The sequence below is a fragment of the Streptomyces sp. NPDC014882 genome, from assembly GCF_043081325.1.
Taxonomy (GTDB): domain Bacteria; phylum Actinomycetota; class Actinomycetes; order Streptomycetales; family Streptomycetaceae; genus Streptomyces.
The window spans coordinates 14,567-37,967 of the sequence record NZ_JBIBWL010000021.1 but is presented as its reverse complement, the minus strand read 5'-3'; the positions used below and the strand labels follow the sequence as shown (position 1 = coordinate 37,967).

The following is a 23,401-nucleotide window of genomic DNA, read 5'->3' as shown; positions in this document are numbered from 1 at the left end:
GGGTGGTCGGGCGGCACGTCGCCCGACCACCCGCCGGCGGGGAGAGCCGGCAACCGCTGCTGACGCACCGCCGGATCTCCCGGGGGCCGACGGGCGGCTCCGCGCACCGCGCCTCGCCGGGTGACCCGGCGGGCTGCTCCGTTCGGGTGACCTGCCTCTTCGAGTAGATCACCGCGGTCGGGGCCCGGCAACCGCGCACCACGGTCGCCCCGGACCTCCCCCGGCTCCTCCTCCCGGACCTCCCCGGGGCCCGCGCCCGACCGCCGCCTACAGGCCGTCGAGCAGGCCGAGCCGGGCGACGATCCGCTTGCCGACCGGCTCCGGTACGACGTCGACGGCCTCGGCCACGGCCATCACGATCTCCAGGCCGTGCTGACCCACCCGCGTCGGATCCGCCCCGCGCGGCACCGGCAGCGCCGGGTCGCTGTCCCAGACGGCGATCTCCACGGAGGCCTCCACGATGCGCAGGTGCAGCAGGACCGGGCCGGGCGCGTACCGCAGGGCGTTGGTCACCAGTTCGCTCACCACGAGCTGCGAGAGGTCCAGGGTGCGGGCCGAGACCGGCACCCCGTGCTCACGCTGCGCGCGCGCGAGGAAATCACCCGTCAGTTCCCGCGCGCCGGCGATGCAGCCGCTCTGCCCGTCGAGGGCCACCGTCTTCTCGATCCGGCTCCGCGCGGGACCCGGGAGACCCTCGTCGGGAGGGACAGGTTCCATGCGGACCGCCTTCATTACCCCGTTCATGACCGCGCGCATACCCCTGAATCCGACTCCTACGCCCCAGCCGCACCACTCTTTCGCCCGGTGCCGCGGCGGCCCCGGTCCCGGCGTCCGGTGCCGTGCGTCCCGTCCCGGCCGGCGCCACCGCGGGACGGCGGTGACGCCGGCCGGGACGGGCGCGCCGTGGTCAGCCGAGGTGGTAGCTGTCGCCGTACACCTTCCAGTCCAGGGGCGTTCGGAGGTCGAGGTTGCCCTCGCGGAGGAAGACGCGCTGGGCGGTGTCGACGCGGCTGGTGTCGCTGTGCGCCTCCTCCTGCCTCATGGCCCACACGCGCGCGTCGAGGAAGGCGTCGAGGTACGCCGTCTCGTCGCCGCCCCGGGCCGGGGTCCTGGCCCCGGCCAGTGCGCGCCGGCGGATGCTGTCGAAGCCGGCGTCGCCGCCCTCGCCGTGCATGACCATGGCGTCGTAGTAGGCGAACTGGCCCAGGGCGCGCAGGCCGTCGGCCTTGGCGCGGCGGACGGCCGGGTCGAAGTAGACGCGGTCGCGTTCGTCGTCCTGCGCCTGCCGGAACGCCGGGTCCCGGGCCGCCGTGCGCCAGTCCCGCGGGTAGTCCGGGTCGAGGCCGGCGTGGGAGTCGGTGCCGTCGACCGCCCGCAGGGCGGGAAGGTACCCGGCGAGCACGTTGCCGGGTGCGCGGGCGGCGTACAGCGCGACGAGGTCGAGCATGTCGCCGGTTCCGGAGCAGAAGCCGATGATGCCGGCGGTGTAGCCGCGGCCGTCGCCGATGTCCTCGATGTACCGGTACTGGGCCTTCCAGTCGAGCGAGGAGTTCTCCGCGCTCGACACCAGTTTCATGGCGATCTCCTTCTTCGCCGGGTCGTCGAGCCCGACGGCCGCGCGGAGTCGGGGGGCGGCGGACGCGGGTGGCGGAACCAGGAGGGGCGCCGCCGTCACCGCGGTGAGGAGGGCGAGGACCGTGCGGCGGGAGGCGCCGGGCGGGCCGGCGCTCGTGGCGGTGGTCGGGTCCTGCGCGCCGGGGGGCGTGTGCACCACAGGTGACTCCCGTCGGGAAGTGGGGGGGTGGACGGAGGTGGAGCCGCGTGCAACTGACAGGAAGGTTTCCTACCAAGTGCGGCCGCGGGAGGTAACCCTCGCGGAAGAAGGTTCGTGCGATCGGACAAGCCCCGGCTCGCCGCCCCGCCGCCCCGCCGCCTGCCGGCCCCGCCACTCGCCGGCCGCCGCCCCGCCGTTCCGTCAGCCTGTCGCCTTGTCGCCTTGTCGCCCGATGAGCCTCAGGGGGCGGCCGGCGCGTCCCCCCGCCAGTCGAAGCGGCGGGCGCCTCCGGGGCGTTCCTGGTACAGCGCCCAGCCGCCGGGGCCGTAGCGGCCTATCTCGGTCGTCAGCGCCACCTCGTGCAGGTCGCCGTCCGGGCGGTCCGTGACGTCCAGGAGCAGCCCGTCCAGCGGGCCGCCCACCAGCTCCGCGTACTCGCGGTCCGGGCGGGGTGCCGCATCCTCGTGGTCGGCGCCGTAGACCCGGCCCCGCATGAAGTCAGCCTCGTCCATGACCAGCAGCTTCGCACCCGGCACTGACAACGGCCCGTCGAGCCGCCGCCGGCCGAACCGCCTGGCCGTACGGGCGGGCGGCGATGCGGCCGGCCGCCACGTCCATGACGACGGTCAGCGTGACGGCGACGGCCACCGGGACGAGGACGACCGCGAAGTCACCGGGGTCGATGGCCGGTCCGAAGGCGAGGAAGAAGATCGCCGCGAAGGCGTCCCTGAGGGGGTGCACCAGTCGGCGGCTGCGGGGCGCGGAGGGGGTGCCGGCGAGGATGAGGCCGACGCCGATCGCCGCGAGGTCCCGCACGCGCGGCCCCCGCGTGCCGTCCACGGGCTGGGCGGGGGCATCGGCGTCGGCGTCGAAGGCCTGGTCGGCGACGGTGGCGGCGTCGTCGGCGGTGGCGGCGTCCTCGCGCCGCCGCTGGGCCGTTCGAGTGGTCCTGGTCGGCTCGTCGTCGTAGCGTCGGTGGAGAACCTTCACGGGCGCGGGGAGCGGCCCTGGTCCCGAGACGGGCGGGAGCGGTCATGCGCGGACACAGGACGACGAGGACGGCGGCGCTGCTCTGTGCGGCGCTGGGACTCACCGCGGCGGTCGGGACGGCCTCGGCCGCGCCCGCCGCGTCACCACCCGCCGACCGGCCCGTCGCACGCCAGAGCGCACCGCCCGTCCTGGTCGACTGCCTGTGGCACCCGCAGGTGCGGCCCGACGACTTCATCCTCGCCTGCGGCGACGGCAACAGCCGTCTCGCCTCGCTGAAGTGGGTCCGGTGGGACGCCAGGTCCGCGAAGGCCACGGGCGTCAACGTCGTCAACGACTGCAAGCCCTACTGCGCGGCCGGCACCTTCCACTCGTACCCGGTGATCGTGCGGCTCGACAGGGCGCAGCCCTGGAAGAAGGACCCGCAGACGGAGCGCTACGGCCGCATCACGCTGGAGTACCCGGCCCAGCGGCCCGAACAGTTCACGAAGGTGATGACCTACCCGCTGTGGGACTGAGCGGGGTACCGCACGGGACGGCCGCGGCCGCCCTCAGGAGGCCGAGACGGCCGGGTTCCCTGTCCTCGACCCGGCCCGGGTCTCCGGTCCTCCCGGTTGGGCTCCGGTCCTTCCGGCCGGGGTCTCCGGTCCTCCCGGCCGCCGGCGGGCCGCTCGGGGTGTCCCTCTCCCGGCCGGGGAGCCGACCGGCGCGGTGGCCTTCACCCGGGTGCGGCGAGGCCCGCGGCCGTCGTCGCGCCGAGTTCCCAGCAGGCCTCCACGTCCGCCTTGCCGGGCTCCCCGGTGACGGTCACGGGTTCGGCGGCGCGCCGCCAGCCGAGGCCGGTCGTGACGGCCTCGATGCCGCGCACGGCACCGGTGACGTCGTTGCCGCCGTGCACGTAGTAGCCGAAGGGGCGGCCCCGGGTGGCGTCCAGGCACGGGTAGTACACCTGGTCGAAGAAATGCTTGAGGGCGCCGGACATGTAGCCGAGGTTGGCCGGCGTGCCCAGCAGGTAGCCGTCGGCGGCCAGGACGTCGGAGGCGGTGGCGGCGAGGGCGGCCCGGCGGACGACGCGGACCCCCTCGATCTCCGGCGTCGTCGCCCCCCGGACGACCGCTTCCAGCATCGCCTGGCAGTTCGGTGAGGGCGTGTGATGGACGATCAGCAAAGTGGCCACGGCATCGAACCCTGCCCGCTCGGAGGGCCCGCCGCAAGCGGCGTCCCCGCAGGCCGTCCCGCCGGTACGGCGACCGCGGTGCCGACGGGACCGGAACGGGACCGCGCGTCCCCGGGGCGCCCCTCGCGCGCCTGACCCGGCTCCCTCGCCTCTGGACCGACTCGGCACCCCGGGCACCCCAGACGCCCTGAACGCCCTGGACTCGCGAAACGGTCAGGTTTCACCCCTTGCGTGATCAAAGTGCGGCACGCTTCCACGCGTTCCGGTTCTCTCTGCGCCAGTCCCAAAAGGCGTCACCCTTCCGGGCGACCCTCTCCGTACGGTCGGAACACGAGCGGGGCCGGAGGAGCCCGGTCCCGTGCAACCGGCAGGAGGACCGCCGTGGCGAATGTGGAAATCTCCCTCAAGGAGACGATGACCTCGATCGAGGGGGCGCTGGGCGCGGCCGTGGTGGACTACACCAGCGGCATGGCCCTGGGCACCATGGGCGGCGGCAAGGACCTCGACCTGGCCGTCGCCGCCGCGGGCAACACCGATGTGATCCGGGCCAAGGTCCGCACGATGGAGCACCTCGGGCTGAAGGGCGAGATCGAGGACATCCTGATCACCCTCGGGAGCCAGTACCACCTCATCCGGCTGCTGAAGGGGCGGCAGGGCAGCGGACTGTTCCTCTACCTCGTCCTGGACCGCGATCGCTCCAACCTCGCGATGGCGCGTCACCAGCTGAAGCGGATCGAGACGGACCTCGAGGTGTAGCCCACCGGACGACCCACGGCTTCGCACGCCCACGAATTGAAAATTTCTTCATCTCGACACATCCACATCAGTGCATCACCGGGGCGTGCGGAGCCCGCAGTCGCCAGGATCGTGACGGACGCAGGACCCAGAGAGCGGCAGGGAGCGAGCGATTGACCATGCAGGTCCCCCTCTACCAGGCCAAGGCCGAGTTCTTCCGCATGCTGGGGCACCCGGTGCGGATCAGGGTCCTCGAACTGCTCCAGGGCGGGCCCGTCGCCGTGCGGGACCTGCTCAGCGAGATCGAGGTCGAACCGTCCAGTCTCTCCCAGCAGTTGGCCGTGCTGCGACGGTCCGGGATCGTCGTGTCGATCCGGGAGGGCTCGACGGTCAGCTACGCGCTGGCCGGCGGTGACGTCGCCGAACTGCTTCGCGCGGCCCGCCGGATCCTGACCGAACTGCTGGCCGGACGGAACGAGTTGCTCGCCGAGCTGCGCCAGTCGGACCCGTCGGCGCCCTCGGCGTCATCCGTGCCGTCGGCGTCATCGGTGCCGACGGATCCGCCGGCGCCGACGGTTCCGTCGGCGCGGCCGCTGTCCGTTCCGCAGGGCGGATCGCGGCTGCCCTGACGGCGGCCGGGACCGAGCGGCGGAGCACCCGGGCCCCGTCGTCGCCTTCCCGTCGTCCACCCGTGAGACGGAGGACGGGAAGACGACGACGGGGCCCGGTGCATACGGCACGGGCCCGGTCGCCGTGACCACGGTCGTACGGCGTCCGGGCCCGTGGGCCGCGCGGTTCAGCCGCCGCTCAGGCGGGCGCGCAGAAGCTCCTTGCCCATCTCCGCGCCCTTGCGGCTGTCGGCCTGGGCCTTGCGGAACAGTTCGGCGACCTCGGTGTCCTTCTCGCGTTCGGCGTCCTGGATGTAGGTCTCCAGCCGCAGCGCGTTGTCCAGGCACGCCTCGACGTACCAGATGAGGTTGTAGTCCTTGTCCCGTGTGCCGGTCACGTCACCGGTCTCGGTGCCAGTGGCCATGGGGGCCTCCTCCCCTTGTGCTGTCGACGTGGTCGTTGCCGCTGCCGGGTACCCCCCGGGCCGGCCGCACACACGGGATCGGGCACTCGGTCCGGGCGCCGCGCCGGACACCGGCCCGGCCGCAGCGCAGCGCCGGCCGCCCGGCCGAACAGGCGCGCGAGCCTCGAACGGACCAGACCCAAACGCCACCGTCCGCCACCCCTTCCGCCACGGAGGAACATCCACCAGCATGCATGTGCCGAGTCGGCGTGCGGCCGACGGCCGGGTCCCGGCGCCGGCGGCGTCCTCGCGCGCGCCGGTCACCGGGCGAACTCAGACGGAGCCGGACGATGAGCTATGTGATGTGGGCGCGCGGTGTGGAGTGGCTGGCCGCCGCCTCGACGGACCCGCGGACCTGCAAACGGGAGTGGGACCAGGGTCACGGCGTCACTCTCCTGGAGGCGGGCCGCTACTGGGACGTGCTGAGCGTGCCCGACCGCTTGGGCCTGCTCACCCTGGACCTGCTGTGGCAGCCGGCGATGCCCGTACCGGGACCGACCCTCGTGGACACCGCGGCCCGCCGGGTCGGCTTCTTCCTGCCGCCGGATCCGGCGAGCCGCTGGGTCGGCGAGGGGCTGCGGCAGGCGGGCCGGGGCTCCTGGGTCGCGGTGCCCCCGCCGTACCGTCCGGCCCGGTTCCTGGAGTGGCTGGTACCCCCGGACGGAACGGGTGCGCTGCACTCCCCCGGTGCCCTGGAAATCGCGCTGCGGCAGGCCAACGGCACCATGGCGGTCCTCGCTCCGCCGCGCGGCGCGTAGCGCGTCGCGGGCCCGGGGGCGGGCTCCCGTCGGGCCGGGCCCGCGGCGGTGGCCCGGCGAGGGAAACCCACTGCGCGTCGGGGCGGGCGGGCACGGTCCGGCCGCGGGCGCGCCGCTCCGCGACGAGGCGGGCGCAGACCGGCACGCGGCAGGAGGGTGCCACCGCCCGGCGGGCGTGGAGGAGGCCGGACGCGCGGTCCCCGGCGGGCGGACGCGGCCGCGGGGGGCGCGGTGGCGAGGTGGCGGGGTGGCGGGGTGGCGGGGTGGCGATCGTCGGCATCGGCGGTGGCGCGCTGCCGGTCGGTTTCGGCGGCCTGCGCTTCGAGGTGTCGGTGCGCGCGCCGTACCGGGGCAGCCGCGGCGAGCTGGTGGAGGTGCTCGCACCGGTCCGGGCGGGAGCGGTGTCGGCGCACACCGGGACGCTCTCCCTCGACGAGGCGCCCCCGGCGTACGAGCGGCCGCACGCCGGACGGATCGACGGTCGCGCGGTGATCCCGCCGAACGGCCGACCGGACGCGGGGCAGCATCCTGCCACTTCGGGCGGAGGTCAACTCGTCTGCCGCGCAAGACAATTGCGGCAGTCGACGCAGAAGCGAACAGACAGCGGGCACTTTCCGCACGGAGACTCGCCCAACCGTGCGAGATCGAACGATGACGGTGTGTACTGTGCTCCGGGTGCCCGGTCCGCGTCTGCCGGGTCCACCCCTGCCCGCCCTTCGTCCGCCCGCCCTTCCCCGGAACGCCGACCCTCCCTGGAACCGAATCGATGATCGAATTACCGGACCTGGTGGCCGGTGGTCTCGCCGCCGGCACGCTGTCCGCGCTCGCCCTCGGCGGCGGGCTGCTGCGGTTGCGCCGGCAACAGGCCCGGCAACGGGCGGAGACAGCCGCCCTGCGCACGCAACTCGAAGGATCGTCAAGGGCGTTCACCGCCGAGGTCGAGCATCTCGCGGCCCGCCGGGTGCCCGCCGCCGCCCAGCAGGTGGCGCATCCGCACCTGGCGGTGCCCGGCCCGCTCCAGCCGCTGACGGCCGGTACCCCGCTCGGCATCGCCCTGGAGAACGTGCTCCTGGCGCTCCGGTCCGAGGTGGCCTCCCAGCGCACCCGGGTCGACGCGGCCGCTCAGGCCGGGATGCGCGGCGCCACCCGGGAGATCCAGGCGGCCCTGTACCGGCTCCAGGACGCCCTGCGGCAACTCCAGCAACGCTACGACGACCCGGAGTTGGCGCAGACCCTGTTCCGGCTCGACCACGAGAACGAGCAGTCGCTGCGGCGCGCCCAGGTCGCCGCGGTGGTGTGCGGGGCCTGGGTGGGGCTCGCCCGCGAGGAGTCGCACCTGGTGGACGCGGTCACCGGCGGCCAGGCGCGGCTCGCGGGCTACCAGCGGGTCGAGGTCCACAACCACCTGGAGCCCGGCACGGCCCTGGTCTCGCACGCCGTGGAGCCGGTCGCCATCATCGTCGCCGAACTCCTCGACAACGCGCTGCGGCACTCCGCGCCCGACACCGAGGTGGTGGTGAGCCTGGAGCACGTCCACCACGGCGTGTGCGTCACCGTCGACGACGCGGGCCTCGGCATGACCCGCGACGAACGCGACCGCGCCCAGCGGCTGGTGGCCGGCGACACCCCCATCCTCCTGACCGACCTGGGCGACCCGCCGCGCATGGGACTGGCCGCGATCGGCCGGCTCACCCGCCAGTTCGACCTGGCCGTCGACGTCTCGTCGGCCTCCCCCTACGGCGGGGTGCGCGCGGTCCTGCGGGTCGGCAGCCACCTGCTGAGCCGCCTCGACCCGGCCGACCGGCCCCCGGCCCCGAGCGCGCCGCGCACCACCCGCAGGTCCGCCCCCGCCGCACCCGCCCCGGCTCAGGCCCCGCCCGCCCCGGCCCCGGCGCACGCCTACGGTACGGAGGACGCCGTACCGGACGCCCCCGGGCACCGCGCGCCCACGGACGAGGACGGGCTGCCGCAGCGGCGCCGCCGTCCCCGCCCCGCCGCGGTCGCCGGGGCCGGGCCGCCGACGGTGCCCGGGCCGACGCGGCCGGTCCGGCGGCCGGAGGAGGCCGCGGCCGCACTCGGCGCGCTCCAGACGGGCACCGCGGCGGCGCGCGCCGGTACCGGGGCCGCACCCGGGGACGCCGCCCGGCCGACGGCCCGCGACACCCAACACACCGACCACACCCACCACACCGACCACACCCACCACACCGACCACGAAGGGGGTGCGGCATGACCAGCCGCGACACGGGCGACACGGCATGGGTGCTGGAGCCGATCCTGCAGGTGCCGCACGTGGTGGCCGCCGTCATGCTGACCCGCGACGGGCTCGTGACGGGATACACCGACGCGCTGTCGCAGCCGTCGGCGGAGCGGGTGGCCGCGATCACCAGCACCGTGCAGGGGGCCTGCCGGACCGCGGCGGCGGCGTTCGCCGACCGGGAGAAGGCCGAGGTGCGCCAGGTCGTCATCGAGTCCGACCACGGCTACGTGCTGATCGTGCCGACGGACCACGGCACCTGCGTCGCCGCGTACGGCGACGGCGAGGTGCGTCTGGACCTGCTGGCGCACCGGGTGCACTCGCAGGTGGCGCGGCTGGGCGAGAAGGCCATGACGGCCGCGCCCCGGGGAGCCGACGACCACACCCCGGCGTGACCGCTCGCCCGGCCGGCCGTCCCCTGGTTCCCGCATACCTGTCGACCGGCGGGGTGGCCGGTACCGGCCACCCGCGGCTGGAGCGGCTCTCGGTGCTCGCCCGCACCGGCGAGAAGGCGCCGCCCGGCCTGCCCGCCGCCCAACTCGCCCTGCTGGACGCCCTGGAGGAGGGCTCGCTGGCGTTGGTGGAGGCGGCGGCGCTGCTCCGGCTGCCGGTCTCCGCGGTGCGGGTGCTGGCGGCCGGGCTCGCCGACCGGGACCTGATCCACACCCGCGCGCCGATTCCGCCCGCCGACCGCTTCGACCCCGACCTGCTGAAGAGAGTGGCCGATGGCCTCCGTGCCCTCAAACACGCCTGACGCCCGTCCGGCGGACCACGCCGAGGACACGGGTCCCGGCTCCGGCGCCCCCGGCGCGGTCCACCGGCCCGACGCCGCCCGCGACCTGGTGAAGATCCTGGTCGCCGGACCGTTCGGGGTGGGCAAGACGACCCTGATCGACTCGGTGTCCGAGATCCGCCCGCTGCACACCGAGGAACCCCTCAGCGAGGCCTCCGCGCGGGTGGACGACCTGGCGGGGGTACGGGACAAGGTCACCACGACCGTCGCCATCGACTTCGGCCGGATCAGCCTGCCCGGCGGGGTGGTCCTCTACCTGTTCGGCACCCCGGGACAGGAGCGGTTCCGGTCGCTGTGGGACGACATCGCCCACGGGGCGCTCGGTGCGCTCGTCCTCGTCGACGGCCGCCGGCTCGACGCGTCGTTCGACGTGCTGGGCCTGGTGGAGGAGAGCGGACTGCCGTACGCCGTCGCCTTCAACGCCTTCCCGGACGCGCCCCGGCACCACGGCGAGGAGCGGCTGCGGCGCGCCCTGGACCTGGAGCCGTCCACCCCCTTGGTGACCTGTGACGCGCGGGACGCGAACTCCTCCGTCGACGCACTGCTCGCGCTGGTCGACCACCTGATCGCCCGCGACCCGGCGGAGGCCCGGTGACCACCTATCCCCCCGACCGTCACGACTTCTCGCGCTCGGCTCCCGTACGGCTGTGGGAGGACGACTTCGCGTCGGACCCGCGGCGCCACTACGCCGCGCTGAGGGCCCAGGGCCCCATCGGCTGGGCCGAGTTGGCGCCCGGCGTGCCGGCGTACCTGGTCACGGACCGGCGGGCCGCGCTGGACGTGCTGCACGACGAGGAGACGTTCTCGCACGACCCGCGCGCCTGGGAGGAGACCGTCCCCGCGGACTCCCCGGTGCTCGGCATGATGCGGTGGCGGCCCAACGCCCTGTTCGCCGACGGCGCCGCGCACGTCCGCTACCGGACCACCCTCATCGACGTGTTCGACCTGGTGGAGCCGCACGACCTGCGGGCGCGGGTGCACCGCGCGGTGCGCCTGCTGGTGGACCGGATCGGTCCGCACGGCGGGGCCGATCTCGTCGCGGACTTCTCGCGGCCGCTGATGGCGCTGGTGTTCAACGACCTGTTCGGGCTGCCGGACAGCGCGGGCGACCGGCTGGAGGCGGGTCTGGGCAAGATGATGGAGGGCGGTGCGCAGGCCGCCGAGGGCGAGGCGGAGTACGCCCGGTACGTCCTGGAACTGATCGCCGCCAAGACCGGGCGGCCCGGCGACGACCTGCCCAGCCGGCTCCTCGGCCATCCCGCCGGGCTCACCGGCGAGGAGGTCACCTGGCAGGTGTTCCTCACCCTCGGCGCCGGCTACGAGCCGACCGCGAACCTGCTGTCCAACACCCTGTCGCGGATCCTGGGCAACCCGCTCTACTACTCCACCCTCACCAGCGGCGCCCGTCCCGTCATGGACGCGGTGGTCGAGGTGCTGCGCCACGAGACGCCCCTGGCCAACTACGGCATCTACTACGCGCGCCGGCCCGTCTCCTTCCACGGGGTGTGGCTGCGCGACGCCGTGCCGGTGGTGGTGTCGTACGGGGCGCTCGGCCTGTTCGCCGAGCGGGAGGCGGGCGCGGACCGCCACCCCCACGACGCCTCGCACCTGTCGTGGGGCGCCGGACCGCACGCCTGTCCGGTGAAGCAGCACACGCTGCTGATCGTCACCGAGGCGATCGAGCGGCTCACCCAGTGGCTGCCCGACCTCGACCCGCTGCTGCCCCGCGAGCGGCTCTCCTGGCGGCCGGGGCCCTTCCACCGTTCCCTGGCCGCGCTGCCCGTCCGCTTCAGCCCCCGCGCCACCGACCATCCGGGAGTCCCCTCGTGACCGTGACCGACCGCATCGTCCTCGACCCGTTCGGCTCCGACCCGCACGCGGAGAGCGCCCGGCTGCGCGCGCTCGGCCCGGTCGTGCCCGTCGAACTGCCCGGCGGCATCCCCGCCTGGGCGCCCACCGGGTACGACACCCTCAAGGAGCTGATCCTCGACCCGCAGGTCAGCAAGGACCCGCGCCGGCACTGGCGGTTGTGGCCGGAACTGGGCGAGCACCCCTCCTGGGGCTGGATCCTCGGCTGGGTCGGGGTGATCAACATGCTCTCCACCTACGGCGCCGACCACGCCCGGCTGCGGCGCCTGGTCGCGCCGAGCTTCACGCACCGGCGCACCGAGTCGCTGCGGCGGCGGGTGGAGGCGGTCACGGCGGAGCTGCTGGACGACCTCGACCGGGGCGGGGACGCGGTCGACCTCAAGGCCTCGTTCGCCCACCCCCTGCCGATGCGGATCATCTGCGAACTGTTCGGCGTGCCCGACGGCATGCGCGAGGACCACGTCCGGCTGGTCGCCTCGATCATGGACACCACCGACCCCACCCCGGAGCACGCCGCGCGCGTCCAGGAGCGGATCGGCTCGGTCCTCGGCGGGCTCATCGCGTACAAGAGCGCGCACCCCGGCGACGACATGACCACCGAGCTGATCCGGGTGCGCGACGAGGAGGGCGACCGGCTCAGCGACGAGGAGCTGCTGTACACGCTGCTGCTGGTGATCGGCGCCGGGTTCGAGACGACCGTGAACCTCATCGGGAACGCCGTGGTGGCGCTGCTGGGCGCGCCCGGGCAGCTGGCGGCCGTGCGGCGCGGGGACGTCGGCTGGGACGCGGTGGTCGACGAGACCCTGCGGCTGCACCCGTCGATCGCCACGCTGCCGCTGCGGTTCGCCGTCGGCGACCTGGAGGTGGGCGGCGTGACGATCCCGGCCGGGGACGCCATCGTGACGACGTACGCGGCGGCCGGCGTGGACCCGGCGCACTACGGGGCGGACGCGGAGGTCTTCGACGCGGCGCGCCGGGCGGACGACCACCTGTCCTTCGGGATCGGCGTGCACCGGTGCATCGGTGCTCCGCTGGCCCGGATGGAGGCGCTCACCGCGCTGCCCGCCCTGTTCGACCGGTTCCCCGGGCTGCGGCTGGACGGGGCCGCCGGGAAGCCGGCGCAGGTGCCGTCGTTCATCGCGGGCGGCTGGCAGGAGATCCCGGTCCGGCTGCGCGGCTGACCTCGCTCCCGGCGCGCGGGGGTGCGACCGGTCCCCCGTTCCGGTCGGACCCCCGCGGCACGTCGAACCTACGTGCCGGGCGTACCGCTTGTGAATCGTGCCCGTGCCCGCTCCCGGGGCTCGGGGGCTCACCTGTGCACAGGTGCGTCCGGATGGCCCGATTACGCCTGGTGGCCGTCGGGGCGGGGAGGCGGATCGGGACGCGGGCCGGGGGACGGGCCGGGGCGCGGGTCGGCGTGCAGGCCGGGCGGACCGAGGGCCCCGGTCACGAGGTGGGCCAGGACGACCTCGTAGAGGTCGCTGCCCGCGGCGAGGAGCCGGCGTTCGAGGACGGGTTCGGCGCCGCGTACGTGTTCGCGGACCGTCTGGGCGTGCACGCCCAGGAGCTGGGCGGCCCGTTCGGCGTTGCCGCCGGCGGCGATCCAGGCGCGCAGGGTTCCGCGCAGGTCGCGGCCGTCGGCGTCGAGGCGGGCGAGCAGGTCGTGCGCCCAGGTGCGCAGCGCGGGTCCGGTGAGCAGGTCGACGAGGCGGGCGGGCGTGGCGGCCGGGGAGCGGCGGTCCCCGGCCGGGCAGGCCTCGGTCAGGCAGGCCTCGGTGTTCAGGGCGAGGTGCACGGCGGCGCGGGCGGCCAGGTCGGAGAAGTCCGCGCCGAGGAGGTTCTCCACGCGTTCCATGCGCGCGCGGACGGTGTTGCGGCTGACGCCGAGCACCTTCGCCGCACTGACGGCGGTGAACTCCAGGCCGAGCCGGGTGGTGGCGAGGAGCTCGGCGCGGGTGTGGTGGGCGAGGGCGTCGAGGGGGCGCAGCAGGCGGCTCGTCCAGGCGCCCAGCGCGGCGGGGTCCATCAGCCGTTCGGGGTGGGTGCGTTCGGCGTAGACGGCCGTCTTGTCGGGGCGGAAGCGGGCGACGGCGAGCGCGCTGACGGCCTGCCCGTAGGCGGCGGCGGTGTGGGCCAGGCTCTGGCGGGCGCTGCCGCCGAGGAAGGTGTCGTGCCGCCGGTGGCACAGGGCGCGCAGGTCGGCGCCCGCGGTGTCGCGCGGGGTCACCACGATGACGTGGGCGTCCACGGCCGGGCAGCGCACCACCAGGCTCTGTTCGCGGGTGGCCTCGATGCAGGCCTCGGCCAGCCGGTCCCGGTCCGCGGGGCTGCTCTCGACGACGTAGACGCACGCGGTGTCGGTGTCGAGGAGGCCGGGCCACAGGCCCGCGGCGACCCTGCGGGCCGCACTGGTGTCCTCGACCATGAGCAGCTGGAGGATGGCCAGGCGCAGGTCGGAGGTGGCGCGCGCGAGGCGGTGTCCGGTGGCGGCGGTGCGCTGGGCGCGCAGCAGGAGTTCGAGGGCGGCGGCCGTGTGGGCCACGATGTCGGCGGTGCGCCGGTCGAAGGGCGCGGTCCGGGCGACGGCGAGCACGCCGGCCGCGGCGGGCGGCGGCAGTTCGACGCGGATCATCCGCAGGTGGCGGCCGTCGCCCTCCCAGGAGGCGGAGGCGAGACGGCCGGTGGCGAGGTCCGTCACCAGGCCCTCGTCGAGCGGTGTGGGGGCTCCCGCGAGGGGCGTGCCGTTCCCGTCCCGCAGGGAGACGGCCGCGTCGACGGTGACGCCGAGCCAGTCGACGATCCTGGCGACGTCGCGTCCGGTGGGACGCAGGTGGTCCAGCAGTTCCCGCGCCCACGTCGAGTCGGTGTGCCCCGGCGCCGTCACGTCCGTGTGACGGCGCCCGTCGTCCCGGCCGGTCATGTCGGCGCGCTCCTCGTCCCTCGGGGCCCCTCCGGGCCGAACCCGTCATATCGGTCAGGGACGTTACCGCACCGGTGCCGGCACCGGCCCGAACCGCGTGCGGCCCCGCCCGCGACGGGACGGACGGAGCCCCCGGCGGGGCGGGCACACCCGGCCCGCGCCCCGGCCCGCGCCCCGGCTCGCCGGACGGCCGGACGCGGTCGCCGGTCCGGTGAGGACCCGCCCGGCAGGGGCGGGGCAGCGCACCATCGAGAGCCGAGCCGTCCGGCCGGACGGCGTGAACAGGCGTCCGAAGGGCGACGCGCCCCGCCGTCCGCCGTCCGCACCGCCGAGCGGACGCCCCGCCCTGGTCGGCTCCGACTCCGCCCGGGCGCGGCGGGCGGCGGGACGGCGGGCGGCGCGCCCCGCGAGCGGCGGCGCCCCGGGACGCGGTGCCCGGGGTCCGGGGCGGCGCACGCCCGGGGTCCGGGGTGCGGACCCGGAGGGCGTGCCCCGGTTCGGTGCGCGGCGGCGTGCAGGTGGCGCGTCAGGGAGGTGAGGGCGCCGGTCACGGAGCCGAGGGCGTCCCTCTCGCCGCCGGTCAGGGAGAGCGGGGCCTCGGAGAGGCAGCCGGTCTCCAGCCCGCGGACCTCGGCGAGGCGCCGCCGGGAGGTCGCCGTCGGGTACCGGCGGGCGACGCGTCCGTCGGTGCTGTCCTGGCGGCGTTCCAGCATGCCCGGCCCGGTCGTCCGGGAGACCAGGGCGCTGGCGTCGTCGGGCTTCATCAGCAGGGCGTCGGCGGCCTCGCGCACGGTGGTGCCCTCGTGCCGCGCGACGAACCCCGGCAGCGGGAGCTGTCCCCCGGGCGGCTTGGGGTGCGGGCAGGCGGAGGCCACCCGGCGGTCCAGGGCCCGGTGCAGCGCGGGGAGGCAGGCCGCCGGCCCGGAGGCCGTGCGGTCGGTGCCCCCGGAGGGCGCGTTGGTGTCGGACATGACGACCGGGGTGGGTATGCCCACATACCCATGTCGAAAAAGGCCGGTTCCCCGCCGCACGGCATAAGCTCCCCCAATGGCCAAGTACTACGACGTTCACCCCGACAACCCGCAGCCGCGCACCATCGCCCAGGTCGCGGCGGCCATCCGGGCGGACGCGCTGATCGCGTACCCGACGGACTCCTGCTACGCGCTCGGCTGCCGGATCGGCAGCCGGGACGGCGTCGACCGGATCCGGGCCATCCGCGAACTGGACGACAAGCACCATTTCACCCTGGTCTGCCAGGACTTCGCGCAGCTCGGACAGTTCGTGCACGTCGACAACGACGTGTTCCGCGCGATCAAGGCCTCCACGCCCGGCAGTTACACCTTCATCCTCCCGGCGACGAAGGAGGTGCCGCGCATGCTCCAGCACCCGAAGAAGAAGACGGTGGGCGTGCGCATCCCCGACCACGTCGTCACCCAGGCGCTGCTGACCGAGCTCGGCGGGCCCCTGCTGTCCAGCACGCTGCTGCTGCCGGGCGAGGAGGAGCCGATGACCCAGGGCTGGGAGATCAAGGACCGGCTCGACCACTCCGTGGACGGGGTGCTCGACTCCGGGGAGTGCGGCACCGAGCCGACCACGGTCATCGACTTCTCGGGGGGCGAGGCGGAGATCGTCCGCTACGGAGCGGGCGACGCCTCGCGCTTCGAGTAGGCCCGGGCGGCGGAGGACGAAGGCGGCGGGTCCCGGCGCGGCCGATGTCGATGGCTCATGCAACGATACCGGCGGGCCGGACCGCCGCCGGACCGCCCGACCGCCCGACCGCCCGCCGTGAACCGCGCAGAGAGGCACCCCGCATGACCTCCGTACAGGGAACAGCCGTCGACGTCCCCACCGGGGACGGCGTCGCGGACGCCTACTTCTCCCACCCCGCCGACGGCGCGCCCCGTCCGGGTGTGCTGCTGTACCAGGACGCCTTCGGGCTGCGTCCGCAGCTGCGGGCGATGGCCGACCGGCTGGCCGGGGCCGGGTACGCGGTGCTGGTGCCGAACGTCTTCCACCGTCACGGGCGCAGCCCCGTCGTGGAGATGCCCGACTTCATCGACCCGGCGGCCCGCCCGGAGATCTTCGAGAAGCTGGGCCCGGTGATCCGGTCCCTGACCGACGACCTGGCGATGCGGGACGCCGGCGTCTGGCTGCGCTGGCTGGCGGAGAGCCCGCTGGTGGCGGCGGGGCCGGTGGCGGTGACCGGGTACTGCATGGGCGCCCGCCTCTCCCTGCTGACCGCGGGCACCCACCCCGAGCGGGTCGCGGCGGCGGCCGGGTTCCACGGCGGGCGGCTGGCGACCGAGGCGCCGGACAGCCCGCACCTGGTGGCCGGCCGGGTGACCGCCGAGCTGTACTTCGGCCACGCCGACGGCGACCCCTCGCTCCCGCCCGAGCAGCAGGAGCGGCTGGAGAAGGCCCTGACGGCGGCCGGTGTCCGCCATCGCTGCGAGGTCTACGAGGGCGCTCCCCACGGCTTCACCCAGGCCGACACCGCCGCCTACCGGGAGGCGGCCTCCGAGCGGCACTGGGCGGCGCTGCTGGACCTGCTCGAGCGCACCTTCTGACGCCGACCGGCCTCCGACCGGACTCCGACCGGACTCGGCCGACCTCCGACCGGACTCGGCCGCCTTCGGCATGCTCTGTCGGCCTCGGACCGTGCCTGCACGGTGAGGCGGACGAGCCGCTCGCAGCGGCGGGGCGCCGAGGGGACCGGGAGAAGGCCCGCTCGCAGCGGCGGGGCGCCGAGGGGACCGGTAGAAGGCCCGGTGGCCGCGGGGACCGCGCCGGTGGCGAGGGCCGGGCCGGCGGTGGCCGGACAGCCGGGACATCGCCCGTTCGACGACTTCGACGGCACCCCCGTCGTTCGCCGGCCCCGGTGCCCCCGCGGGCGGTCCGCACGCCGATCCGTCTGCCGCGCTGCCCTCCGCGCCGCCGGCTGCGGCACCCGTCCCGGGTGCCGTCGTGTACGCGAAGGTCCGGCGGGGCCCCGGCCCCGTGCGACGAACAGGAACGTGCCGGGCGGCACCCGCTCGACGGCGGGCGAACGGCATTCCCCGGGGCGGGTCGGCCGCTCGGGCGGGAAGCCGGTGAAGAACGCCGGCCGAGGGCTCGAGCCGGCTCGTGCCGAACGGCCGCCGGGGCCGGTTCACGCCGGTGCACGCAGCGCACCGGGTGCGGGCACGAGCGCCTCACGAGCAACTCCACACGCTCTACCGGTGCCCACGGGCGGTGGAAATGATGAGCACGCCGCACACGAACCAGGTGATCCGCACCCCTGTGCCTCGGCCAGGCGGACGTGCGGCGGAAGGAGCCCACGGTGTTGCTTCTCATCTCCCCGGACGGTGTCGAGGAGGCCCTCGACTGTGCGAAGGCGGCGGAGCACCTCGACATCGTCGACGTCAAGAAGCCCGACGAGGGCTCGCTCGGCGCCAACTTCCCCTGGGTCATCAGGGAGATCCGCGACGCGGTCCCGGCGGACAAACCGGTGTCCGCCACCGTGGGAGACGTCCCGTACAAGCCCGGCACGGTGGCCCAGGCCGCGCTCGGCGCGGTCGTCTCGGGCGCCAGGTACGTCAAGGTCGGTCTCTACGGGTGCACGACGCCCGATCAGGGCGTCGAGGTCATGCGCGCGGTCGTCCGGGCGGTGAAGGAACACCGCCCCGAAGCGCTCGTCGTCGCCTCCGGCTACGCCGACGCCCACCGGATCGGCTGCGTCAACCCGCTCGCCGTGCCCGACATCGCCGCCCGCTCCGGCGCCGACGCGGCCATGCTCGACACCGCCGTCAAGGACGGGACACGGCTGTTCGACCACGTTCCCCCGGACGTCTGCGCCGAGTTCGTCCGGCTGGCCCACGCGTCCGGTCTGCTCGCCGCCCTCGCGGGCAGTGTCCGGCAGACCGACCTCGGTCCGCTGACCCGCATCGGCACGGACATCGTGGGCGTGCGCGGAGCGGTCTGCGAGGGCGGCGATCGCACGACGGGAAGGATCCGGCCGCACCTGGTGGCCGCCTTCCGGGCGGAGATGGACCGCCAGGCCCGGGAGCACGCGGCCGGCGTCCCCGCCGTGAACTGACCGATCCCGTGCCGACCTCCGATCCCGACCGCGCCCCCGGACGCCGGGCCGCGCGTCTCGCCGTCGTCGACCCGGCCACCGGAGAGACCTTAGACGAGGCCCCGGACCAGCGGCCGGACGCGTTGGACGCCGTGGTCGACCGGGCCCGCCGGGCCTGGCACGGCTGGCGCGCCGACCCCGCCGCCCGCACCGTCGCGTTGCGCGTGGCGGCCGACGCCGTGGAGGCGGCCGGCGACGACCTCGCCCGGCTGCTCACCCGGGAACAGGGCAAGCCCCTGGCCGAGTCGTCCGCGGAGGTCACCCGTACGGCGGCCCGCCTGCGCCACTTCGCGGACCTGGCACCCAGAACCCGGCGGATCACCGACGGCCGGCCCGTGCACAGCGAGATCCGCTGGCGGTCCCTCGGTCCCGTCGCCGCGATCGTGCCGTGGAACTTTCCCCTCCAGCTCGCGGCGGCGAAGTTCGCGCCCGCGCTCGCGGCGGGCAACACCGTGGTCCTCAAACCGTCCCCGTTCACCCCTCTCGCCACCCGGCTGCTCGGCTCCGTCCTCTCCGCGGCCCTGCCCGAGGACGTCCTGACCGTCGTCACGGGCCGCGAACCCCTCGGTGCCCGCCTCGCCTCCCACCCGGGCGTCCGCCACGTCACCTTCACCGGCTCGGTGCCCACCGGGCGGGCCGTCGCCGAAGCGGCCGCGGCCTCGCTCGCCCGGGTCACCCTGGAACTGGGCGGCAACGACGCCGCCGTCCTGCTGGACGACGTCGAGGTGGACCGGATCGCGGACCGGCTGTTCTGGGCCGCGTTCCGCAACTGCGGGCAGGTCTGCATGGCGGTCAAACGCGTCTACGCCCCGGCCCGGCTCCACGCCGAGGTCGTCGAAGCCCTCGCCCAGCGCGCGAAGAGCGTCACCGTCGGGGCCGGCCTCGATCCGGGCACCCGGCTGGGTCCGGTCAACAACGCCGCTCAGCTGGCCCGGGTCGAGCAGGTCACGAAGCGGGCCCTGGCGGACGGTGCCCGGGCGGCGGCCGGCGGGCGGCGGCTGGACCGGCCGGGCTACTTCTTCGCTCCCACGATCCTCACCGACGTCCCGCCCGAAAGCCCCGTGGTGACCGAGGAACAGTTCGGACCGGTCCTGCCGGTGCTGCCGTACCGGAGCCTCGACGAAGCCGTCGACGCGGCCAACGGCACCGCCTTCGGACTGGGCGGCTCCGTATGGGGCACCGATCTCGACCGGGCCGAGGCGGTGGCCGACCGGCTCGAATGCGGCACGGCCTGGATCAACCACCACGCCGAACTGTCCCTGGCCCAGCCCTTCGCGGGCGTCAAGAACAGTGGTGTCGGCGTCGCGGGCGGACCGTGGGGGCTCTACGGCAACCTCCGGCCGTTCGTCGTCCACCGCCCTCGGGAGGAACGGCGATGAGGTTCCAGGCGGCCGTACTGCGCTCCTACGAGGCCCCGTTCGCGGTCGAGGAGGTGACCCTGCGCACGGAACCCGCCGACGGCGAGATCCTGGTCGAGATCGCGGGGTGCGGGATGTGCCGGACCGATCTCGCGGTCCGGCGGTCGGCCGGCCGCAGCCCGCTGCCGGCGGTGCTCGGCCACGAAGGGGCGGGGGTGGTGCGCGCGGGCGGCGGCCCGGACACCGGGATCGGCGTCGGCGACCACGTCGTGCTGAGCTTCGACTCCTGCGGGCGATGCCGGAACTGCCGCGGCGCGGCCCCCGCCTACTGCGACTCCTTCGCCTCCCTCAACCTCTTCGGAGGACGCGAGGAGGACGCGCCGCGCCTCACCGACGCGACCGGGCGGGCACTGGCACCCCGGTGGTTCGGCCAGTCCTCGTTCGCCCGGTACGCCCTCGTCCCGGCCCGCAACGCCGTCCGGGTCGACCCCGCACTGCCCGTGGAACTGCTCGGACCGCTCGGCTGCGGCTTCCTCACCGGCGCCGGAGCCGTGCTGAACACCTTCGGCGCCGGCCCCGGCGACACCCTCGCGGTCTTCGGCGCGGGAGCGGTGGGCCTGGCCGCGGTGATGGCGGCCACCGCCGCCGGCGCGCTGGTGGTGGCCGTCGACCGGCATCCCGGGCGGCTGGCCCTGGCCGAGCGGTTCGGTGCGGTCCCGCTGCCCGCCGCGGCGGCCGGACTGCCCGAGCGCATCCGGCGGCTGACCGACGGCGGCACGCAGTACGCGCTGGACACCACGGCCTCGCCCCCGCTCGTCAACGACGCGCTCCACGCGCTGCGCCCCACCGGCACCCTCGGCCTGGTGGCACGGCTCCACACGGCGCTGCCACTCGAACCGGGCACGCTGGACAGGGGCCGCGGCATCCGTCACATCTGCGAGGGGGACGCCGTACCCGGACTGCTGATACCCCGGCTGACCGGGCTGTGGCAGGCCGGACGCTTCCCCTTCGACCAGCTGATCCGCACCTACCCGCTGAGCGACGTCAACGAGGCCGAACGCGACTGCGAGGCGGGCCGTGTGGTCAAGCCCGTCCTGCTCCCGGAGGGAAGAAGCCGGTGAACGGGACATGCGGCACCGCGAACTCACCGCACTCGACGAGCAGGCACCCGACAGCCCCCACTCCCGCCCACGGAGGAAACATGACCGGTACGGCGTCGCAGCACACGGACGGGGACGGCGTGGACGCGGGCGTGGGCCTGACCGCTCTCCTGGTCGCCGCGGCCCGGGCGATCGAGACCCACCGCCACGACAACCTGGCCCGGGACGTCCACGCGGAACACTTCGTGCGCGCCGCCCCGGCGTGCGCGCGCTGGCCGGTGCGCATCCAGCAGGTCCCGGACGGGGACGGCAACCCGCTGTGGGGGCGGTTCGCCCGCTACTTCGGCCTGCGGACCAGGGTCCTCGACGACTTCCTCCTCCGGTCCGTCCGCACCGGCGCCCGCCAAGTGGTCCTGCTGGGGGCGGGGCTGGACACCCGGGCCTTCCGGCTGGACTGGCCGTCCGACTGCACGGTCTTCGAGGTCGACAGGGCGGGCGTGCTGGCGTTCAAGCACCGGGTGCTCACGGACCTGTCGGCCGACCCGAAGGCGAAGCGCGTCCCCGTACCGGCCGACCTGCGCGCCGACTGGGTCGCGGTGCTCACCGCCGCCGGTTTCGACCCCGCCGCACCGAGCGTCTGGCTGGCCGAGGGACTGCTCTTCTACCTGCCGGCCCACGCCGAGACGTACCTCGTCGACACGGTGGACCGGCTGACCGCCGGGGGCAGCGCGCTGGCGTTCGAGGCCAAGCTGGAGAAGGACCTGCTGGCGTACCGCGACAGCACGATCTACACGGCGACACGAGAACAGATCGGCATCGACCTGCTGCACCTCTTCGACAAGGGACCACGACCCGACTCCGCGGGCGATCTGGCGGCCAGGGGCTGGTCCACCTCGGTGCACACCCCCTTCGACTTCACCCGCCGGCACGGACGCGGCCCCCTCCCCGAGCCGAACGACGCGCTGGAGGGGAACCGGTGGGTGTTCGCGCACAAACCCCGGCCATGACGCCCGCGGCGTCCACGGCGGCGGCCCCCACGGCACGGGTCCCGCCGGGACCGCCGCCCGCACGAAGGGGCGCCCGCGGCGGGCACGTCGCGGGCGCCCCTTCGTGCGGATCTCGTGCACGTCTCGCACGCAGTCATTGACATGCCCACACCCTGATGCGATCTTGAGAGCGCTCTCAACAGGTACGGACCAACCCCACAGGCCTACCCGCAGGAGGTGGAGAGTGCTTCGCACACTCAGGTCCCGGCTGGCGGCTGCGGCAGGAGCCGCCGCACTCGTCGGCACGTTGCTCACCCTGGGGCCGCCGGCCCAGGCGGCCGTCCCGGCCACCGTCCCACTCAAGATCACCAACAACTCCGGGCGCGGCGAACCCCTCTACGTCTACAACCTCGGCACCCTCCTGACGACGGGTCAGCAGGGCTGGGCCGACGCGAACGGCACCTTCCACGCGTGGCCCGCCGGCGGCAACCCGCCCACTCCGGCGCCGGACGCCTCGATCACGGGCCCGGCGGCCGGGCGGTCGGCGACCATCCGGATCCCCAAGTTCTCCGGCCGCATCTACTTCTCGTACGGCCAGAAGCTGGTGTTCAGGCTGACCACGGGCGGGCTCGTGCAGCCGGCCGTGCAGAACCCCGCCGACCCCAACCGGAACATCCTGTTCAACTGGTCGGAGTACACGCTCAACGACGCGGGGCTGTGGCTCAACAGCACCCAGGTCGACATGTTCTCCGCGCCCTACTCGGTCGGTGTGCAGCGCGCCGACGGGAGCACGGTGAGCACCGGCCGCCTCAAGGCGGGCGGCTACAACGGCGTCTTCAACGCCCTGCGCGGACAGGCCGGCGGCTGGGCGAACCTGATCCAGACCCGTTCCGACGGCACCGTCCTGCGGGCGCTGTCCCCGTTGTACGGCGTCGAGACCGGGGCGCTGCCCCGTACCGTGCTGGACGACTACATCAACCGGGTCTGGCAGAAGTACACGACCTCGACGCTGACGGTGACGCCGTTCGCGGACCAGCCGGGCACGAAGTACTACGGCCGGGTCTCCGGCGGCGTCATGAACTTCACCAACGGCTCGGGCGCCGTGGTCACCGGCTTCCAGAAGCCCGACGCGGACAGCGTGTTCGGCTGCCACCGCCTGCTGGACGCCCCCAACGACGCCGTGCGCGGGCCGATCTCCCGCACCCTGTGCGCCGGGTTCCACCGCTCCACCCTGCTGGTCAACCCGAACCAGCCGGACACCACGTCGGCGGGCTTCTACCAGGACGCGGTGACCGACCACTACGCCCGCGCGATCCACGCGCAGATGGCCGACGGGAAGGCGTACGCGTTCGCCTTCGACGACGTCGGCCACCACGAGTCGCTCGTGCACGACGGGTCGCCGCTCCAGGCGTACCTGACCCTCGACCCGCTGAGCTGAGGACGGCGGACGTCCCGCACGCGCGGGAAACCCGCGTGCGGGACGTCTCCCCCCGGGGCTCCC

Annotated in this window: 23 protein-coding genes and 2 pseudogenes; 18 read left to right on the top strand and 7 right to left on the bottom strand. The window is 74.9% G+C overall.

The genetic code is table 11. The features are described from left to right. Positions 1-267: 267 nt before the first annotated feature. From ACF09K_RS32490 to ACF09K_RS32475, 4 genes and pseudogenes are all read right to left on the bottom strand, one after another. A complete protein-coding gene (locus ACF09K_RS32490; protein ID WP_392248918.1) occupies positions 268-717 on the bottom strand; it encodes an ATP-binding protein in 450 nt (149 codons plus the stop codon). Positions 718-907: 190 nt separating this feature from the next. Further along, complete coding sequence (locus tag ACF09K_RS32485) at positions 908-1,675, bottom strand: chitosanase (protein ID WP_392248978.1); 768 nt, start codon at positions 1,673-1,675, stop codon at positions 908-910. Positions 1,676-2,013: 338 nt separating this feature from the next. Then, positions 2,014-2,286, bottom strand: coding sequence for a hypothetical protein (locus tag ACF09K_RS32480; RefSeq protein WP_392248917.1), 273 nt, complete (start codon positions 2,284-2,286; stop codon positions 2,014-2,016). 43 nt (positions 2,287-2,329) lie between these two features. Then, a pseudogene (locus ACF09K_RS32475) lies at positions 2,330-2,581 on the bottom strand (cation/H(+) antiporter); the annotation flags it as partial. 227 nt (positions 2,582-2,808) lie between these two features. Between ACF09K_RS32475 and ACF09K_RS32470 the strand changes: the two are divergent. Further along, positions 2,809-3,279, top strand: coding sequence for a hypothetical protein (locus ACF09K_RS32470; protein WP_392248916.1), 471 nt, complete (start codon positions 2,809-2,811; stop codon positions 3,277-3,279). Positions 3,280-3,479: 200 nt separating this feature from the next. Here ACF09K_RS32470 and ACF09K_RS32465 read toward each other — a convergent pair whose 3' ends face one another. Further along, positions 3,480-3,938 (bottom strand): flavodoxin family protein, encoded by a 459-nt coding sequence (locus ACF09K_RS32465; RefSeq protein WP_392248915.1) that lies wholly within the window; start codon positions 3,936-3,938, stop codon positions 3,480-3,482. Positions 3,939-4,319: 381 nt separating this feature from the next. On the opposite strand from ACF09K_RS32465, the gene ACF09K_RS32460 reads away from it, so the two are divergent. Together ACF09K_RS32460 and ACF09K_RS32455 are read left to right on the top strand one after the other, a co-directional pair. Continuing rightward, complete coding sequence (locus tag ACF09K_RS32460) at positions 4,320-4,694, top strand: hypothetical protein (protein WP_392248914.1); 375 nt, start codon at positions 4,320-4,322, stop codon at positions 4,692-4,694. A 158-nt stretch (positions 4,695-4,852) separates the two neighbouring features. Next, positions 4,853-5,302, top strand: coding sequence for an ArsR/SmtB family transcription factor (locus ACF09K_RS32455; protein ID WP_392248977.1), 450 nt, complete (start codon positions 4,853-4,855; stop codon positions 5,300-5,302). Between the two features lie 167 nt (positions 5,303-5,469). Here the strand turns inward: ACF09K_RS32455 and ACF09K_RS32450 are convergent, their stop codons facing one another. After that, complete coding sequence (locus tag ACF09K_RS32450) at positions 5,470-5,706, bottom strand: hypothetical protein (RefSeq protein WP_392248913.1); 237 nt, start codon at positions 5,704-5,706, stop codon at positions 5,470-5,472. A 329-nt stretch (positions 5,707-6,035) separates the two neighbouring features. On the opposite strand from ACF09K_RS32450, the gene ACF09K_RS32445 reads away from it, so the two are divergent. From ACF09K_RS32445 to ACF09K_RS32410, 8 genes and pseudogenes are all read left to right on the top strand, one after another. After that, the gene (locus tag ACF09K_RS32445) at positions 6,036-6,503 is read left to right on the top strand and encodes a hypothetical protein (protein ID WP_392248912.1); all 468 of its coding nucleotides are present in this window, start codon (positions 6,036-6,038) and stop codon (positions 6,501-6,503) included. Between the two features lie 257 nt (positions 6,504-6,760). Further along, positions 6,761-7,009: pseudogene (locus tag ACF09K_RS32440) on the top strand (NAD(P)-dependent alcohol dehydrogenase); the annotation flags it as partial. Positions 7,010-7,269: 260 nt separating this feature from the next. Continuing rightward, the gene (locus tag ACF09K_RS32435) at positions 7,270-8,736 is read left to right on the top strand and encodes a sensor histidine kinase (RefSeq protein WP_392248911.1); all 1,467 of its coding nucleotides are present in this window, start codon (positions 7,270-7,272) and stop codon (positions 8,734-8,736) included. Continuing rightward, entirely contained in the window at positions 8,733-9,155 is a 423-nt protein-coding gene (locus ACF09K_RS32430; protein WP_392248910.1) for a roadblock/LC7 domain-containing protein, read from the top strand. The genes ACF09K_RS32435 and ACF09K_RS32430 overlap by 4 nt, the downstream gene beginning before the upstream one ends. Continuing rightward, entirely contained in the window at positions 9,152-9,514 is a 363-nt protein-coding gene (locus tag ACF09K_RS32425) for a DUF742 domain-containing protein (protein WP_392248909.1), read from the top strand. Before ACF09K_RS32430 ends, ACF09K_RS32425 begins: the two co-directional genes overlap by 4 nt. Beyond that, positions 9,486-10,148, top strand: a complete 663-nt coding sequence (locus ACF09K_RS32420; protein WP_392248908.1) for an ATP/GTP-binding protein — start codon at positions 9,486-9,488, stop codon at positions 10,146-10,148. Before ACF09K_RS32425 ends, ACF09K_RS32420 begins: the two co-directional genes overlap by 29 nt. Further along, positions 10,145-11,383, top strand: a complete 1,239-nt coding sequence (locus ACF09K_RS32415; protein ID WP_392248907.1) for a cytochrome P450 — start codon at positions 10,145-10,147, stop codon at positions 11,381-11,383. The genes ACF09K_RS32420 and ACF09K_RS32415 overlap by 4 nt, the downstream gene beginning before the upstream one ends. Further along, positions 11,380-12,603, top strand: a complete 1,224-nt coding sequence (locus ACF09K_RS32410) for a cytochrome P450 (protein WP_392248906.1) — start codon at positions 11,380-11,382, stop codon at positions 12,601-12,603. Before ACF09K_RS32415 ends, ACF09K_RS32410 begins: the two co-directional genes overlap by 4 nt. 161 nt (positions 12,604-12,764) lie before the next feature. Here the strand turns inward: ACF09K_RS32410 and ACF09K_RS32405 are convergent, their stop codons facing one another. Then, positions 12,765-14,342 (bottom strand): helix-turn-helix domain-containing protein, encoded by a 1,578-nt coding sequence (locus tag ACF09K_RS32405; protein WP_392248905.1) that lies wholly within the window; start codon positions 14,340-14,342, stop codon positions 12,765-12,767. A 1,047-nt stretch (positions 14,343-15,389) separates the two neighbouring features. Between ACF09K_RS32405 and ACF09K_RS32400 the strand changes: the two genes are divergently transcribed. The 7 genes from ACF09K_RS32400 to ACF09K_RS32370 all read left to right on the top strand — a co-directional run bounded on the left by ACF09K_RS32400 (position 15,390) and on the right by ACF09K_RS32370 (position 23,338). Next, a complete protein-coding gene (locus tag ACF09K_RS32400) occupies positions 15,390-16,010 on the top strand; it encodes an L-threonylcarbamoyladenylate synthase (protein WP_392248904.1) in 621 nt (206 codons plus the stop codon). A gap of 143 nt (positions 16,011-16,153) precedes the next feature. Beyond that, on the top strand, positions 16,154-16,909 hold the full coding sequence (locus ACF09K_RS32395; RefSeq protein WP_392248903.1) for a dienelactone hydrolase family protein: 756 nt from the start codon (positions 16,154-16,156) through the stop codon (positions 16,907-16,909). A 752-nt stretch (positions 16,910-17,661) separates the two neighbouring features. Further along, a complete protein-coding gene (locus ACF09K_RS32390; protein ID WP_392248902.1) occupies positions 17,662-18,417 on the top strand; it encodes a (5-formylfuran-3-yl)methyl phosphate synthase in 756 nt (251 codons plus the stop codon). 8 nt (positions 18,418-18,425) lie between these two features. Then, complete coding sequence (locus ACF09K_RS32385) at positions 18,426-19,835, top strand: aldehyde dehydrogenase family protein (RefSeq protein ID WP_392248901.1); 1,410 nt, start codon at positions 18,426-18,428, stop codon at positions 19,833-19,835. After that, positions 19,832-20,935 carry an NAD(P)-dependent alcohol dehydrogenase gene (locus ACF09K_RS32380; RefSeq protein ID WP_392248900.1) on the top strand — a complete coding sequence of 368 codons (1,104 nt, stop codon included), beginning with the start codon at positions 19,832-19,834 and terminating at the stop codon, positions 20,933-20,935. Before ACF09K_RS32385 ends, ACF09K_RS32380 begins: the two co-directional genes overlap by 4 nt. Positions 20,936-21,015: 80 nt before the next feature. Further along, positions 21,016-21,921 carry a class I SAM-dependent methyltransferase gene (locus ACF09K_RS32375; RefSeq protein WP_392248899.1) on the top strand — a complete coding sequence of 302 codons (906 nt, stop codon included), beginning with the start codon at positions 21,016-21,018 and terminating at the stop codon, positions 21,919-21,921. A gap of 223 nt (positions 21,922-22,144) precedes the next feature. After that, a complete protein-coding gene (locus ACF09K_RS32370; protein ID WP_392248898.1) occupies positions 22,145-23,338 on the top strand; it encodes a glycoside hydrolase family 64 protein in 1,194 nt (397 codons plus the stop codon). The last annotated feature ends 63 nt before the right edge of the window (positions 23,339-23,401 follow it).

What these genes read in the sequence shown, in the direction of transcription:
- ACF09K_RS32380 (WP_392248900.1), top strand. Translation starts at nt 19,832, where the DNA reads ATGAGGTTCCAGGCGGCCGTACTGCGCTCCTACGAGGCCCCGTTCGCG.
- ACF09K_RS32445 (WP_392248912.1), top strand. Translation starts at nt 6,036, where the DNA reads ATGAGCTATGTGATGTGGGCGCGCGGTGTGGAGTGGCTGGCCGCCGCC.
- ACF09K_RS32450 (WP_392248913.1), bottom strand. Translation starts at nt 5,706, where the DNA reads ATGGCCACTGGCACCGAGACCGGTGACGTGACCGGCACACGGGACAAG.
- ACF09K_RS32430 (WP_392248910.1), top strand. Translation starts at nt 8,733, where the DNA reads ATGACCAGCCGCGACACGGGCGACACGGCATGGGTGCTGGAGCCGATC.
- ACF09K_RS32405 (WP_392248905.1), bottom strand. Translation starts at nt 14,342, where the DNA reads ATGACCGGCCGGGACGACGGGCGCCGTCACACGGACGTGACGGCGCCG.
- ACF09K_RS32490 (WP_392248918.1), bottom strand. Translation starts at nt 717, where the DNA reads ATGGAACCTGTCCCTCCCGACGAGGGTCTCCCGGGTCCCGCGCGGAGC.
- ACF09K_RS32375 (WP_392248899.1), top strand. Translation starts at nt 21,016, where the DNA reads ATGACCGGTACGGCGTCGCAGCACACGGACGGGGACGGCGTGGACGCG.
- ACF09K_RS32435 (WP_392248911.1), top strand. Translation starts at nt 7,270, where the DNA reads ATGATCGAATTACCGGACCTGGTGGCCGGTGGTCTCGCCGCCGGCACG.
- ACF09K_RS32480 (WP_392248917.1), bottom strand. Translation starts at nt 2,286, where the DNA reads ATGGACGAGGCTGACTTCATGCGGGGCCGGGTCTACGGCGCCGACCAC.
- ACF09K_RS32420 (WP_392248908.1), top strand. Translation starts at nt 9,486, where the DNA reads ATGGCCTCCGTGCCCTCAAACACGCCTGACGCCCGTCCGGCGGACCAC.
- ACF09K_RS32455 (WP_392248977.1), top strand. Translation starts at nt 4,853, where the DNA reads ATGCAGGTCCCCCTCTACCAGGCCAAGGCCGAGTTCTTCCGCATGCTG.
- ACF09K_RS32400 (WP_392248904.1), top strand. Translation starts at nt 15,390, where the DNA reads ATGGCCAAGTACTACGACGTTCACCCCGACAACCCGCAGCCGCGCACC.
- ACF09K_RS32470 (WP_392248916.1), top strand. Translation starts at nt 2,809, where the DNA reads ATGCGCGGACACAGGACGACGAGGACGGCGGCGCTGCTCTGTGCGGCG.
- ACF09K_RS32395 (WP_392248903.1), top strand. Translation starts at nt 16,154, where the DNA reads ATGACCTCCGTACAGGGAACAGCCGTCGACGTCCCCACCGGGGACGGC.